Genomic DNA, 13,731 nt, shown 5'->3' with positions numbered 1-13,731 from the left:
ATCCAAATTACCATCAATATTATTTTTTCTAATTGCACTGGCTGGCTGGTGTGGTGTCAGTTGCACGGCACTTGCTTACGGTTGCTTGCAAGCGGCGCTCACTGTATTCAATTGTACCAGCAACCCCAGAGCTTGCCGTGGATGTGATCTCAAAGACACGAATAGTGCGATCTGTACCTTGTTCAAAGTAATCTACAGATTGAGTGCATGTAATAGCTACCACGTAGGACTCAATATTAATGTTGGCTGGAGCAGGGCAGTTCACCAGATTTGCTGTGCCCGGTGCCAGTACTTGAAATATTGCCAACTCCAGCCCTGCACGCGCCGCCTGGTAAGCTTGAGAGCCTTGTGTATCTTGCCTAGAGGTTGCCTGTTGTATGCTGCTTATATTTAAAGCATAAGCACCTAGCGCAGCCAAAATGACCAGCAAGAAGATGGCGGCAGGCAGCAAAAATCCACGTGCGTAGTGTTTATTCATGGTGAGTTAGCCACATTGATTTGATGCATCAGCGTTACTCTGGCTGTGTCCTCTGTAAGGCTGATATTGACAGAAACAATGCCTGACCTTTGCAATACGCCAGCTGTGTAGGTGATTTGGCAGTTGGCTAAATTATTGGCAAGTTGACTGCGCTGAACGCCAGATAAACCATCAAGCGCGGCAATGCTGGCAGGCTGAGCCGCCTGAAACGCATAACCTTGATATCGCCACAATATGCGATTAGTCATATCACATGCATAAGTCACTGGCGTAGCGACCACTTGAAAACGGCTAGAAGGTGAAGCAAGTGGAAAGCTGCTGCCTGTAAAGGTCAAAATGGTGCCATTAGTCGTAGCATTGAGTGTGCGTCTGCTGGTACCTGCGTAAACATCAGACCCTGGAATACCTAAGTTGTAGATGACTAATGACTGATTGTTTGTAACAGTCATTGGCACGCCTAATACATCAAAATTGTTGTCAGTAGGGATTGAGAAATCTAAAGGGTTATCAGTAGCAGGCGCATTGCCCACAGACGCTCGGTAGCGCCCGGCGAGCTCTACTGGTGTAAACTCGAGTAGGCTATCAGCACCGTTGGTCGTGATTCTTACACTATTTGGCAGAGCATTTCTGATGTCTCTAGACATACGGCGTAAAGCTGTGTCAGCACGGTCTGATAAGCTTGCGCGTCGTTCACTATCAAAAAAAGACTGGGTAGGGTTGCCAATAAATAATGCTACGCCACCGGCAAGTATGCCAACAATTGTAATTACAACTACCAACTCAACCAATGTGAAGCCCTGAGTAACGGCAAAGTGATTGCTGGCTGTGCGTTTAGGCTTAACTGTCATTTTAGTTGCCAATGGCTTTTTAGCTGTTAAGCGCTGACCGGCCTGCAATGCGCAGTGAGCAGACCCATGCGCCTGTAGCTTAAGCACAGGTAAGTCGTTATGTTTGAGTTGGCTCTTATATATTGGGCGCATAGCGAACTCTGTAACCTGATAATGTGACCACGGTGTTGGCCGGGCCTGTGACGCGCACGCTAACTCTTAGTGCAGCATCGTTGTTTAGGCCTAAAGTCGCGCCGTCTCGGGTAATGGTGACAGCTGCCGCATATGCATCTAAACCTGCAATTGGCGTGTTACTGTCGGGACCGCAAATGCCAGCACACTGAGCATTCGGCATGGTAAAGCCACCATAATCTGCAACATTGTCAAAAGGGTCTATATTGCTGTAGCGATTTTCACTGTTAGGGAACGGCCCGGTAATAGCTCCAGCGCCAGCGGGGTTTGTATCCTGTGTTTGTGTAGTGCAATCGGTGGTGCTGGTTGCGGCTGATGCATTAGCATCATCTGGGTCGCAAAGTGTAAAAGGCTGCTGCTGAATTTCTAACAATAGTGATTCTGCAATTGATAAAGCTTGTTTTCTTACTAGCGGGTCTGCGCTATTACGCCCGGTGACTTCCAGTACTTTTAGCACGCCGGCTAATGCTACGCCCATAATTACAATAAATACCACCAGTTCGACCAAAGTAACCCCTCGTTGTACAATTCCAACTTGCGCCACAGTAGGTGATCCGAACGGTTTTAATGGAGCAGCTTTACGAGTAAGCGGTGCTAGATGGTCAGGCTTATCGGACATAACCGGTTTCTGCTTCTACTGTAATGGTACGTGCAGGCTCTAAGGTCACTGCATTTTGAATTTGGAAGGTTGCAACAGCATTTGGTGATGGGCTACCTAAGCCGTCAAAGCCAATTACAGCAGTACTGGCTGTCACTATGACATTGTTGGGTAGCACTTTAACATATGCGGCTCGTGTGGCAGGGTCGAGTACAGGAGTGCTGCAATTGTTGGTGTAGCCTAAACAGATGGTTCTAGTTGTGGTATCAATATTAGTGAAAACTGTGGTGCGCTGTGCGATGGCTGTTTTTTGTGCATAGACTAAAGCTGACATCAGGGTGCCATAAGCACCCCTTGCATCAAAAGCGTCTCTACCAATAAAACGCGGAGCAGCAATTGCGGCAATTAAGCCTGTAATCACAATCACTGCTACTAGTTCTACAACAGTAAAGCCTCTTAATTGACGCATGCTCGAGCGAATATACGTTGCATTAGTGCCTAAAGTAGTTAGCTTAAGCGGCTATTAGGAAAGCAACTAACAACCAGTGGTTGTTACAGTCACTGCACCGGTAGCATCATTGTAACTTGCTTGGCATGTTGCGTTGCCGCCATTAGTTGGTTGAAATGTTGCAGTTGGTGCGGCATAGACAACATTAAATCCATCGGTAGATGAAATTGCGCGACCAATGCCTGCAGTAGTACTTACAGGAATTCCACTCCCAGCCGTAACAGTAACGTTTGAGCCAGCACCTGTAGCACCTACCATATCCACTGTTGTTGCAGTGTTATTGCCTGTAGCAAAGTATCGTGCTTGTGCAACACCTACAGCAGCGCGCAATCCACCTGCCATACCGTTAACCGCAGAAATCCGTGCATCAGCAGTAAGGTTGATAAATCTAGGCAAAGCAGTCGCAGCCAAAATACCTAAAATGACAATCACCACTACTAACTCAACTAGGGTGAAACCAGATTGTTGTTGTTTCATTGTTAAAACTCCTTAATACGTTACGGGGTGTTAAATAATTTTTTATAAATTTAAGATATTTATGCTTGTAACCATTAAATAAAATCCCTACTAAGTATTTAACGGGTATTTATCTAAATAATGTAGAGCGCCTCTTAAATTTCTTAGGGGTTGTTACAGTTAGCAACCAGTCGGATCAATTGGCGTAATCACTGGCGCACCATTGGCCGCTGCTTCAGTATAAGTGAACTGGCATTGTGCAGGGGTAGGTGCACCTTGGATTTGGAACGTACCAACGCCACCGGTACCGATGTAGTTGTAGCCATCTGCTTGTAGTTGTGTCTGGGTTGGGTTAAATGTAGTTGTAAGGCCTGCGGCTGACAGTACACCGGCAGTGCCAAAATCTGAAGCTGCTGGATATGCATTTACTAGGTTAATAATGCCATTTTCAGTACATACGGTGCCGGTTGCTCCGTTGCTGTTGTTTGCAGTGCCTCCGCCTGGGCAAGCTGTTGTGTCAGCGATATTGTTTCTGGCCAATACTGTTGCATGGGCTAATGCTGCCGCTGCGGCAACACTGCCTCTGGCTGCATTTAGTTTTGCGATGCGGGCATCTCGCTGTAGGTTAGTGAATCTAGGCAAGGCAACTGCTGCCAAAATACCAAGAATAATAATCACCACAATTAATTCAATGAGGGTAAAACCTTTAATTTTGCTAGGCATTATTATTTCCTTTTTTTAACAAAAATGATTTAGTTTGTTACTTGCGCTAAATCCAAACCGCCAGCACTCAATTTTGATGAGCTGCTTTTGCTTGCGGTGTTGATCAGTGCATACCGAACTTCGGTAGCATCGCTATGCACATATACTAACTGTTTTCTATTGATATCGAAATACCAAACCGTATATAAACCGTGCGGTTTGGCTGATATTTCTCCAATATAGTTTTTGGGCTGCTCGCTAATAAACCGCATCGGGTTAGTGTTTACCAGCGCTTTTATATTAATTGACTGATGAGATACTTGTTTATGTACCCAGCTTTCTGCAATGGCCAATCTTATATTATTAAGCTCGGCGTCTCTGGTCATCTGCTCAATTGACACCTGCGCCCGGTTCAAACTGTTAAGCAACAATGTTGCCAATATACTAATCACTGTCAAAGTGATGGCAAAATCAAACCGGTGCGCACCAGCACTGTGCTTTTTTAACAAAACAAGCACGGAGTATTAGCCTTTGTGCAGTGCAATGTTGCCAAGGTCCCATATTGGTAAGAATATGCCTAGTGCCAGAATCAATACCATGACCCCTAAGAATACGATTAAGATGGGTTCAATCTGAGCGCCTAGGGTTTTAATTTCATATTCAACATCACGCTGATACATGTCGGCAATTTCTTCCATGAGATCATCTAGCGAGCCGGACTCTTCACCCACTGCAATCATTTGCAGTACGATAGGGTTAAACACTCCGCTATTGGTTGCGGTGCGTAATATGCTTTCGCCACGCTCCACGCCTTCTCGCATTTGATCGATACGGCTACCTACATAATCGTTATCTGTCGTTTGTGCCACAAGTTTTAACCCGTTGGTAATCGGCACACCACTTTTGCTAGAGAGCGCAAAACTTCTGGCAAAGCGAGCCATGGTCGCTTTGTGCACAATTTTGCCGGCAATAGGTATTTTTAATTTAAAGCTATCCCAGTTAAGTTTGCCTACGCTAGTGGCCGTATATGAGCGAAATAAAAATGCCGCACCAGCCACTAGGGCTAATAAATAGGGCCACGATGCCTGCATAAAGCCCGAGAATACTAACAAGCCTCTCGTCATCAAAGGTAGCTCAGCGCCAAAGCTTTCAAACACTTTAGCAAAGGCTGGGATAACAAATAAGTTCACCACCACAATGGCGACTGCCATCGCAATCACCACAAAAGTAGGGTAGCGCAACGCGGCTTTAATTTGGTCGCGCATAAACCGTTCAAACTCTAGGTGTTCAAATAACCTATAAAATACGCTATCCAATAAACCAGTACTTTCGCCTACGCGCACCATGCTTACGTAAAAGCTGGAAAAAACCTTAGGGTGCTGTGCCAGCGCTACAGATAGCTCACGGCCGCCTGCTAAGCTTTCACGTACATTGCCTATTACTAAAGAAAAAGCCTTGTTTTGTGTGGACGCTTGCAAGCCGTTAAGTGCATTCATAATAGGAATGCCGGCTTTAAGTAAGGTATACATTTGCCGGCTAAACAGCATGACATCTAGTGTGCTAATTTTCTCCTGAAATAAACTGAGGTTTATTTCTTTGGATGTTGCTTTTGCAGATTGGGACTTAATTTCTATGGGGGTGATATTGAGGCTAGATAGCTGTGAGGCGACATTGCTGCTGTCTGTACTTTCCAAGGTGCCTTCTACCAATGCACCTTGGCTGTCTCTACCTTTGTAAGCAAACAATGGCATGCTACTTTATTCCTCAAACTGATTGTTGATGCGCATAGCTTCAGCAATCGTTGTACGCTTGGCTAGCACTAGGTCAATTGCGCTTTTACGTAACGTTTTACCAGCCATGTTTTGGCGGCCTAATTTAATGAATTGATTAGGGTCGCTATGACTGGCCGCATCAACTAGGTCGTTATTCATCTCTAGTAGCTCATACACGCCAAGTCGGCCTTGGTAGCCAGTGCCGTTGCAAAGGCTGCAGCCTTTGCCGTGCGCATATTGGTGTTTTTCGGTTTCATGGCCTATTTCATATCGCAGCCATGCATGCTCAAACGGTAACGGTTCGTAGGGTTCTGTGCATCCTTCGCACAGCAGGCGAACTAAGCGCTGGGCAACAACGCCGACGATTGAGGTTGCTACCATGTAACGGGGCACACCCATATCAATCATTCTAATTAGGGTGCTGGTGGCATCATTAGTGTGTAATGTTGATAACACTAAATGGCCAGTCATCGCGGCCCTAAGGCCGATTTGTGCTGTTTCCTGATCGCGCATCTCACCCACAAGAATAATGTCAGGGTCTTGCCGCAAGGCTGATCGCAATACGCGTGAGAAGTCTAAATCAATTTTTTCGTTAACTTGTACTTGGTTGATGCCGGGTAAGCGATATTCAACCGGATCTTCAACGGTAATAATTTTGTTAGCAGAAGAGTTACGCTCATTGAGTGCGGCATACAGTGTGGTTGTTTTACCGCTACCAGTTGGGCCAGTTACCAGCACCATACCGCTAGGGCGGTGAATTAACTTACGGAAACGCTCCAGCATATCTGGCGGCATGCCTAGCTTATCTAATGCGAAGTTGCTGCTATTTTGAATTAGCAGACGCATCACAACAGATTCACCATACTGCGTAGGCATGGTGGATATACGCACATCAACAGGTTGCTGTTTAACTTTTAATGCAAAGCGGCCATCTTGCGGTAGGCGTTTTTCTGAAATATCCAGACTAGACATTAACTTTAGGCGCAACACTAGGGCAGAGGTGATTTTCAATTCCGCCTCTGTTTGCAAGTGCATGACGCCATCAATCCTAAACCGTATGTGCAGCTTGTTTTCTTGCGGTTCAATATGGATATCTGATGCGCGAACTTGCACTGCATCTTCAAAAATGGTTTGTAATAGCTTAACAACTGGCGCCTCTTCACTGTTGCCAGTGATGCCTAGTGCAGCAAAGTCAATGGCGGTGTCGCCTAGGTCTTGCCCAAGCTCCATCGCTAAGTTTGAGATCTCGTCGGTACGGCGATAGCTGCGGTCAATCAATTGCAGAAGCGCATTTTCTTGCACAACTGCAAGCTCAATGTCCTTATGCAGAATGCGAACGATTTCATCGTAGGCAAACAGGTCTGTTGGGTCAACCATGCCAACCAAATAGGTGGCGCCCCTATCTTCCAAAACGGCACTGCGGAAGCGTCTAGCTTGCGCTTCTGGCAATTTGTTAATTACCTCGGTTTTGGTGCTAAATTGCTGAATATTGATGTAAGGAATTTTTAATTGATGTGCGAGCGCTTCAGAAATTTGTGTTTCTGTCACATAGCCGCTGTCTACAAAAATACGGCCAAGTTTACGGCCAGTGCGTTTTTGCTCTTCTAGCGATTTATTTAAGTCGTCAGCAGAAATCAGATTTTGCTGAACTAACACTTCACCAAGGCGAATCTTTTCAGGACGTGCCATTTAAACCTCAAGTTTATTCATTTATTAATTTTTTGTTTTGTGACGATTGGTTATTCAACTTGGCACGTAATTGAATTTTTCCTGAGCATACATAAATTTACTCTTACTATTTATATACGCTGTATATTGCACCGAACGTATTGAATGTGCAATAAGCCCAGTGGTATTTATCGTCATGTGCATGGAATATAGGTCTGCGTGATGCACTATATATTATTCAGTCTGTATTTAGCCTTTTATGCAGTGATTAAACGCAGGCCATGGTAAACGCATCACGTTAGTGACGATGGCAAGTAGACTTACATTCTACTTTCAGGATTGACTGCTATTTTAAACACCGCTTTATGGATGCTACCTGTACCAACTAATGCAGTATGTGCATCTTCAGGAAAGAAAATACAAAAAGAGTTTGCTGGTGTAGCGACCCATGCGGTTGGCATCGTATTAAATAGCTGCACATCGTAATCAGGATTGTAATTGCTCACAGGGTTTTGGCAGTCGGGCAAAGACTTCCAGCCCATTTCATCCAAACCATCTAGCACTAATTGAATATCAATATATTTGCGGTGGCATTCTAGTTGTGTGGATTCTCTACTCCGGCCTTGCACTCGTTCAATAATGACAAATAAATCATCGCCAGCAACAGGGTGTTTGCCGGGCATCAGCGCGTGTAGATTTGTGCTTTGTATATAGTCAAATACCGTTGCAAATAAAGGGTGTAAAGTAACGTAGCGATGCGCGTTTGTAATCGTATCTAAAATCATTAAGAATCAACCTTTATTGATTAATAACTGCTGAATTGTTTTCCCGCTGGGCTAGTGCCGTCAAACTGCGTGTTATCTCACTAAAAAGAGGTCGCATACTTACTTCTGGCTGAGCACAGCGTTGCTGAAGTATACCTAAAGCATCTGTGATGTGCTGATTTTCAGGTTGAGCGTGGCAACGCTCAAGCAGTTCTTCAAGCAAGCAAGCAAAGGCGCGCACTTCTATGCGCTCCAAGCTAGCTGCCAGTTGCACATCATGTTGAGGGGTAAACGAGGCTGCGCCAAAATCTCCCAGCAAACAATCGCCGTGCTCGTTCCAAAGAATATTATGCGCATATAAGTCACCATGTATGATGCCTTGCATATGAAGATGTTGCGCCGCACTGGCAATGCCTAGGGCAATGCTGAGAAGACAAGGTAAACTAAACCTGATTTGTTCTGCGTAACAGTCACGCGTGCATGACTCTAAGCTGGGTGGTCCTGCAAGATTTACGAAACTAGGCGGGACTAAAGACATCAGCAACCCAGATTTTACAGCAGGGTGCCCGGTTACATTGCCAATGATTGGAATCAGCGCAGCGTGTGCACCGGCTGCGATGCTCGCAGATTTTTCACTGCTTGGTAAGCCGTCGCTGGTGACCTTACCTTTAAATATTTTCACGGCAACAGGTGAGGTTAAGGCTTTTAGCTGATGGGTAGCATGGTAAATAGTACCAGACGCACCTTCACCTAGTTGCTGCTGAACATCAAGACTGTGCCAATCAATCTGCGGAATCTTTTGATTGCTGATTGCTGCAGCTTCATATGCTTTAGTAAGTGAATTTCCTGCGTAAGCTAACCAAGCAAGGCGAGGTAACGAAACTAGCCAATAAGGCAAGGTTGTAAATTGATTTGCTGAAATACGGAGTAGTTCTAATTGAGTGCAATTGGCCATGGATGCCGGTAGCTCCCGTAGCATATTTCCAGCGAGCATTAGTTTTTGCAGCGCTTTGCAATTACCTAACTCATCAGGTAATTCGCTAATTTTATTGTCAGTTAAAATCAGCCAACGTAATTTCGTTGGTAAAGCGGATGCTGATACCTTACTAATATGATTGGATTTGAAGCCAACCATTTCAAGATTAGGGCAGCGGCCTAACACCTCTGGCAGTTCGGTAAAGTTGTTTTCTGAACAAAAGATAATGCGCAACTTACTCAGGCTAGGCAAGTCATCGGGCAGGTTGGTTAGAGAGTTGTTTGATAAATTAAGTATCTCTAAAGAGTCACTCAATTGAAAGATTTCTCTAGGGAACTCAGTTAACTGGCAAGCAAGATCAAGGCGTTTAATGCCGGTTAGTTTGCCATCGCGTAATAAAGAAAGGGGGTGCATTATTAATGATATATCCAGATTAATTTATTCTGGCCTAGTGAACACGATCTGGATTAGTTGAGCTTAGCATAAGCGTCAGAAAATAAAAAAGCCCTGCATCTCTGCAAGGCTTCGTATATTTGGCTCCTCAACCTGGGCTCGAACCAGGGACCTACGGATTAACAGTCCGGCGCTCTACCGACTGAGCTATTGAGGAATCGGTGGTGTCACTTGAAATCAAGCCTTGCGACTATGCAAAGCAAAAATTTTGGCTCCTCAACCTGGGCTCGAACCAGGGACCTACGGATTAACAGTCCGGCGCTCTACCGACTGAGCTATTGAGGAATCGGTGAAGGCGCTATAATACTTACCGAGCGCCCTTTGGTCAATCGCTACTAGCTAATTTTTAGGTTATTTTCATGAAAAAAAATAAAAAAATATTAATCGGAATTTTTATCTTAATTAGCGTGTTGATTATTCTACCTTTTTTCATTCCCATTAAAACCTACCTAAATGAAGCAGAAAAGCTAGCAAGCGACCAATTAGGGGTGCCAGTGACGATTGAATTAGGTCGATTGCTGTTGCTGCCTAGTCCGCGCGTTGTTATCAGTGGTGTCAATGTAGGTGAGGGGAGTGCGCTAAAGATTGAGCATTTCGCCATTATTCCGTCTTTAACTACAATGTTTTCTGCAACCAAAGTGGTTGATATTAGTATTACTAAGCCTATCGTTAAAAAATCTGCACTAAATATTATGTTGGCATTAGCTGACAAAAAGCCTAACTCGAACAATGAGCCTAATATGGTTAATGTCAGGCGCGTTAATGTAAATGCATTGCAGTTTGATTGGCCAAACCTGAAGTTGCCAGCGCTCAATGCTGAAATCAGCTTCTTGCATGATCAACAACTAAGTGCCGCAACCCTTGAGTCTGTCGATGGTGCTTTAAGCGCTAAGGTGACGCCTGAGCAAGGCGAGTATTTGATCTCTATTGATGCTGAAAAGTGGACATTGCCAGTAGGTTTGCCGTTGTTGATTGATAAAGCTACCTTAGACGCACGCTTAAAAGCGGATCGGTTAGATGTGTCGCGTATCGAGATGGAGCTATATGGTGGTAAGGTCAATGCTAATCTCAATATGTCGTGGCAAAAAGGTTGGCGTAGTAACGGTAAAGTGAAAGTTGAGGGGCTTGCCGTTAAAGAGCCGAGTAGGTTAATCAGTAAGACTGTTTACTTGAGTGGTCAGTTGTCGGGTAATGGCCTTTTTTCAAGCGCAGCAAAAGATGCCGATAGGTTAATGGATAACATCAATGCAGAATTTACATTTAAAGTGCATGACGGTGTATTGCATGGTCTGGATTTAATTAAGGTAGCGAGCTTATTAACCAAGCAGACGGCTGGTGGTGAAACATCTTTTGATGATTTTTCTGGCATGGCTAATTTGAAAGGTCACCAATATCATTTAAATAACCTTAAACTCAGCTCAGGTTTGCTCTCAGGTAGCGGGCAGGTTGTGATTGCGGAAAATAAAACGCTGGATGGCACAGCTGAGGTGGAGATTAAGCGCAGCGTGAGTTTGGTTGCGGTGCCGCTGGATATATCCGGCACGGTAGATAATCCCGTGGTTTTGCCTTCTAAGGCGGCGCTTGCTGGCGCTGTTGCCGGCACAGCAATTCTAGGTCCCGGACTAGGTACCAGTGTGGGGATTAAAGCTGCTGGTGCTATAGATAAGCTTAAAGGCCTATTTAAGAACGATTAACCGTTTTAAATAAGCCTTTATTTGTATTGGGCAACATGGTGTAAGCCATGTTGCTAATCAATTGCTACCTTATTGCAGTGCCTTTTCAATGCGATCCAACGCATTGCGCAGATTATCCATTGACGTTGCAAACGAAATTCTAAAGTAACCTTCTGCGCCAAATGCTGAGCCTGGCACAACAGCAACATCAAACTCTTCAAGCAGATATTCAGCTAACGCCATATCAGTAGCAGCTTTGATTTTTCCAGCCTTAAATAAGGTGTCAATTGCGCCGCGAGCGTCAGGGAACGCATAGAATGCGCCTCCAGCCATCAGGCAGCTTAATCCCGGCATGCTATTAAAGCGATTAACGACATAAGTATGGCGCTCTTTAAATGCGGTCACCATAGGCACGATACATTCTTGAGAACCCTCAAGTGCAGCTTGCGCCGCTACTTGTGAGATTGAGGCCGGGTTGCTGGTGGATTGTGACTGTAAAATTTCCATCGCTTTAATGATGTAAGCAGGGCCTGCTGCATAACCAATACGCCAGCCGGTCATTGAGTAAGCTTTTGAAACACCATTAAGCACAATGCAGCGGTCTTTTAAAGCTGGTGTAGCGTTTAAAATGTTGTAGAACTTGTTGCCGGTTAGGTTTACGTGCTCATACATATCATCTGTTGCCACTAAAACATGTGGGTGTTTAAGTAAAACTTCACCTAATGCTTGTAGTTCAGCTAGTGTGTACACTGCGCCCGTCGGGTTTGACGGTGAGTTAATCATAAACAATTTGGTTTTAGGAGTGATGGCAGCTTCTAGTTGTGCTGCTGTCAGTTTAAACCCTTGTTCAATACCGCATTCAATAATCACTGGTGTGGCTTCTGCTACCAATGCGATATCTGCATACGATACCCAGTATGGTGCAGGAACAATCACTTCGTCGCCTTTGTTCAGTACAGCCAGGCACAGATTGAAAATAGTTTGTTTACCACCTACGCCTACAATCACTTCATTCAGTGCGTAGTCAAAACCATTTTCATTTTTGAATTTTGCAACAATTGCTTTTTTCAACCCAGGAATACCAGCAACTGGGGTGTATTTTGTAAAGCCGGCGTCAATCGCTGCTTTGGCCGCATCTTTAATATGTTGAGGCGTATCAAAGTCTGGCTCACCAGCCGCTAAGCCGATAATGTCTCGACCTTCAGCTTTGTATTTACCTGCCTTAGCTGTAATGGCTAAAGTTGGCGATTCTTTGATTGATAAAACGCGTTGGGATAATACGGAGTGTGACAAGGTCTGTTCCTTAAGACAAATTTGTATGTAACCGGTTGAATTGCCGCCATTTTACGCACAAATATGTGGATTAGGAATAGCACAGAGTCTAAAAAGTGCAAGAAGACGGCATGCAAATGTATGCCGTCTTGAATTGATTGGTTAGCGTTGAAGTTATGCTAAGTTAGCAGTGGATGTTGCAACCTAGCATTTCACTAAATTCTTTGGCTAGATTTTCATCAATTTTGGCAATCGTGGAGTTGATGGACGACATGCTACTTTTATCACCTTGAGATTGTGCAATAACCCCAAGCCTGAAAAGTGCACTAGTGTTATTGGCATCAATCGCTACAGACTTTAAATATGATTGTTTTGCTTCATCCAGTTTATTAAGTTTCTCTTGCGCTACGCCCAGTTCAAACCATGCCTCGGTGTCTTTAGGATAGGTTTCGGTCCATCTGCTTGCAATTTGTTCTAGCTTAGGCCAGTCTTGGTTGATTTCTGGAATGGCCATTTGCATGAAAAATGGCTTTTTATCGTCATCGTCCTCCCAAAAAGCTTTGCCAGTGATTGGGAATTTAGTTTCCGCCGGCAATTTCTTTAAATTTGCCAGCCACTCAATAGGAAGCGAGTAAAAGTAAGCAGGGCGCCCGGGTGTTTTAAATGTATTGATACCAAGTAAATTGCCATCCGTATCAAATATGCCGCTGCCGCTTGCGCCCATTAAAAACTTTGCGCTACTGCGGATCACTTTACCACCATCAAAGTTGTAGGTTGTTTTAATCACCCCTGAAGATGTGATTGGGACAAGTACACCGTTAGAGTGTCCAATTGATAATATTTCCTGCTCTCTTTTGATATTGTCACTGCTGCCAATAGGCGCTGGTGTAAACGGCATTTTTGCTGTGACCAGACATAAGTCATGCCAGCGGTCTGCCTGTACAGATTCAATTTCATAAGTGTCTTCGCCACGCGTCACCCACGGTGCGCTGGTGCTGCGAAAAATGTGGCAGTTGGTAATTGCTTTGTTTTCTTCCACAACAACACCGGAGCCGTATGCTAAACCTCCGCTGCTGTTATAACCCCGTATCATGACTACTGATTGTAACGATTTAAGTACTTTTGCCTGATCTAAAGCTAAAGACGTTTGTGCAAAACTCATTAATGCGGCAAGCAGGATAAATCCACGCATAAACTACTCCAAAAGTTAATTGCTGCATATTTTTAGATAAACCCAGAGGAGCGGGTAATCAATGGCAGCTTGATGATTGATGGTTGTTGTGAATTTTTACACTTATTATTTTGTTAAATGACCGCCTATTTTTGGCAAAGTTCGCATTAATCCAGTCTGAGGATGTTGGTGGGTGAGATTGTTGAGGGTTGTTGTATAAA

14 protein-coding genes and 2 tRNA genes are annotated in these 13,731 nt (G+C 44.5%); 1 reads left to right on the top strand and 15 read right to left on the bottom strand.

The genetic code is table 11. The features are described 5' to 3' along the window. Nucleotides 1-28 precede the first annotated feature (28 nt). The 13 genes from VGD82_RS04310 to VGD82_RS04250 all read right to left on the bottom strand — a co-directional run bounded on the left by VGD82_RS04310 (nucleotide 29) and on the right by VGD82_RS04250 (nucleotide 9,679). Entirely contained in the window at nucleotides 29-478 is a 450-nt protein-coding gene (locus tag VGD82_RS04310; RefSeq protein WP_331019215.1) for a hypothetical protein, read from the bottom strand. Beyond that, the gene (locus VGD82_RS04305) at nucleotides 475-1,458 is read right to left on the bottom strand and encodes a type II secretion system protein (RefSeq protein ID WP_331019214.1); all 984 of its coding nucleotides are present in this window, start codon (nucleotides 1,456-1,458) and stop codon (nucleotides 475-477) included. Before VGD82_RS04305 ends, VGD82_RS04310 begins: the two co-directional genes overlap by 4 nt. After that, nucleotides 1,442-2,116 carry a type IV pilus modification PilV family protein gene (locus tag VGD82_RS04300; RefSeq protein ID WP_331019213.1) on the bottom strand — a complete coding sequence of 225 codons (675 nt, stop codon included), beginning with the start codon at nucleotides 2,114-2,116 and terminating at the stop codon, nucleotides 1,442-1,444. Before VGD82_RS04300 ends, VGD82_RS04305 begins: the two co-directional genes overlap by 17 nt. Beyond that, complete coding sequence (locus VGD82_RS04295) at nucleotides 2,106-2,564, bottom strand: pilus assembly FimT family protein (RefSeq protein WP_331019212.1); 459 nt, start codon at nucleotides 2,562-2,564, stop codon at nucleotides 2,106-2,108. Before VGD82_RS04295 ends, VGD82_RS04300 begins: the two co-directional genes overlap by 11 nt. A gap of 66 nt (nucleotides 2,565-2,630) precedes the next feature. Continuing rightward, entirely contained in the window at nucleotides 2,631-3,080 is a 450-nt protein-coding gene (locus tag VGD82_RS04290) for a prepilin-type N-terminal cleavage/methylation domain-containing protein (protein ID WP_331019211.1), read from the bottom strand. A gap of 159 nt (nucleotides 3,081-3,239) precedes the next feature. After that, nucleotides 3,240-3,782, bottom strand: a complete 543-nt coding sequence (locus VGD82_RS04285) for a prepilin-type N-terminal cleavage/methylation domain-containing protein (protein ID WP_331019210.1) — start codon at nucleotides 3,780-3,782, stop codon at nucleotides 3,240-3,242. Between the two features lie 29 nt (nucleotides 3,783-3,811). Next, on the bottom strand, nucleotides 3,812-4,279 hold the full coding sequence (locus VGD82_RS04280) for a hypothetical protein (protein ID WP_331019209.1): 468 nt from the start codon (nucleotides 4,277-4,279) through the stop codon (nucleotides 3,812-3,814). A gap of 6 nt (nucleotides 4,280-4,285) precedes the next feature. After that, on the bottom strand, nucleotides 4,286-5,512 hold the full coding sequence (locus VGD82_RS04275) for a type II secretion system F family protein (RefSeq protein ID WP_331019208.1): 1,227 nt from the start codon (nucleotides 5,510-5,512) through the stop codon (nucleotides 4,286-4,288). A 6-nt stretch (nucleotides 5,513-5,518) separates the two neighbouring features. Beyond that, nucleotides 5,519-7,222 carry a GspE/PulE family protein gene (locus tag VGD82_RS04270; protein WP_331019207.1) on the bottom strand — a complete coding sequence of 568 codons (1,704 nt, stop codon included), beginning with the start codon at nucleotides 7,220-7,222 and terminating at the stop codon, nucleotides 5,519-5,521. Nucleotides 7,223-7,521: 299 nt separating this feature from the next. Then, nucleotides 7,522-7,986, bottom strand: a complete 465-nt coding sequence (locus VGD82_RS04265; RefSeq protein WP_331019206.1) for a YhcH/YjgK/YiaL family protein — start codon at nucleotides 7,984-7,986, stop codon at nucleotides 7,522-7,524. Between the two features lie 13 nt (nucleotides 7,987-7,999). After that, nucleotides 8,000-9,355: a leucine-rich repeat-containing protein kinase family protein gene (locus VGD82_RS04260; protein ID WP_331019205.1), complete on the bottom strand. Its 1,356-nt coding sequence runs from the start codon at nucleotides 9,353-9,355 to the stop codon at nucleotides 8,000-8,002. A gap of 120 nt (nucleotides 9,356-9,475) precedes the next feature. After that, nucleotides 9,476-9,551: transfer RNA gene (locus tag VGD82_RS04255), tRNA-Asn, on the bottom strand. 52 nt (nucleotides 9,552-9,603) lie between these two features. Further along, nucleotides 9,604-9,679, bottom strand: a tRNA-Asn gene (locus VGD82_RS04250). 74 nt (nucleotides 9,680-9,753) lie between these two features. Between VGD82_RS04250 and VGD82_RS04245 the strand changes: the two genes are divergently transcribed. After that, the gene (locus tag VGD82_RS04245; RefSeq protein ID WP_331019204.1) at nucleotides 9,754-11,088 is read left to right on the top strand and encodes an AsmA-like C-terminal region-containing protein; all 1,335 of its coding nucleotides are present in this window, start codon (nucleotides 9,754-9,756) and stop codon (nucleotides 11,086-11,088) included. Between the two features lie 69 nt (nucleotides 11,089-11,157). On the opposite strand, the gene VGD82_RS04240 is transcribed toward VGD82_RS04245, so the two are convergent. Together VGD82_RS04240 and VGD82_RS04235 are read right to left on the bottom strand one after the other, a co-directional pair. Then, nucleotides 11,158-12,360: a pyridoxal phosphate-dependent aminotransferase gene (locus VGD82_RS04240; protein ID WP_331019203.1), complete on the bottom strand. Its 1,203-nt coding sequence runs from the start codon at nucleotides 12,358-12,360 to the stop codon at nucleotides 11,158-11,160. Nucleotides 12,361-12,523: 163 nt separating this feature from the next. After that, complete coding sequence (locus tag VGD82_RS04235; protein WP_331019202.1) at nucleotides 12,524-13,531, bottom strand: trypsin-like peptidase domain-containing protein; 1,008 nt, start codon at nucleotides 13,529-13,531, stop codon at nucleotides 12,524-12,526. Between the last annotated feature and the right edge of the window lie 200 nt (nucleotides 13,532-13,731).

Origin of the sequence: Methylotenera sp., from assembly GCF_036401095.1 — a bacterium.
Lineage (GTDB): Bacteria > Pseudomonadota > Gammaproteobacteria > Burkholderiales > Methylophilaceae > Methylotenera.
This window is presented reverse-complemented; position numbering and strand designations above follow the sequence as displayed.

What these genes read in the sequence shown, in the direction of transcription:
- VGD82_RS04310 (WP_331019215.1), bottom strand. Translation starts at nt 478, where the DNA reads ATGAATAAACACTACGCACGTGGATTTTTGCTGCCTGCCGCCATCTTC.
- VGD82_RS04305 (WP_331019214.1), bottom strand. Translation starts at nt 1,458, where the DNA reads ATGCGCCCAATATATAAGAGCCAACTCAAACATAACGACTTACCTGTG.
- VGD82_RS04300 (WP_331019213.1), bottom strand. Translation starts at nt 2,116, where the DNA reads ATGTCCGATAAGCCTGACCATCTAGCACCGCTTACTCGTAAAGCTGCT.
- VGD82_RS04295 (WP_331019212.1), bottom strand. Translation starts at nt 2,564, where the DNA reads ATGCGTCAATTAAGAGGCTTTACTGTTGTAGAACTAGTAGCAGTGATT.
- VGD82_RS04290 (WP_331019211.1), bottom strand. Translation starts at nt 3,080, where the DNA reads ATGAAACAACAACAATCTGGTTTCACCCTAGTTGAGTTAGTAGTGGTG.
- VGD82_RS04285 (WP_331019210.1), bottom strand. Translation starts at nt 3,782, where the DNA reads ATGCCTAGCAAAATTAAAGGTTTTACCCTCATTGAATTAATTGTGGTG.
- VGD82_RS04275 (WP_331019208.1), bottom strand. Translation starts at nt 5,512, where the DNA reads ATGCCATTGTTTGCTTACAAAGGTAGAGACAGCCAAGGTGCATTGGTA.
- VGD82_RS04270 (WP_331019207.1), bottom strand. Translation starts at nt 7,222, where the DNA reads ATGGCACGTCCTGAAAAGATTCGCCTTGGTGAAGTGTTAGTTCAGCAA.
- VGD82_RS04265 (WP_331019206.1), bottom strand. Translation starts at nt 7,986, where the DNA reads ATGATTTTAGATACGATTACAAACGCGCATCGCTACGTTACTTTACAC.
- VGD82_RS04260 (WP_331019205.1), bottom strand. Translation starts at nt 9,355, where the DNA reads ATGCACCCCCTTTCTTTATTACGCGATGGCAAACTAACCGGCATTAAA.
- VGD82_RS04245 (WP_331019204.1), top strand. Translation starts at nt 9,754, where the DNA reads ATGAAAAAAAATAAAAAAATATTAATCGGAATTTTTATCTTAATTAGC.
- VGD82_RS04235 (WP_331019202.1), bottom strand. Translation starts at nt 13,531, where the DNA reads ATGCGTGGATTTATCCTGCTTGCCGCATTAATGAGTTTTGCACAAACG.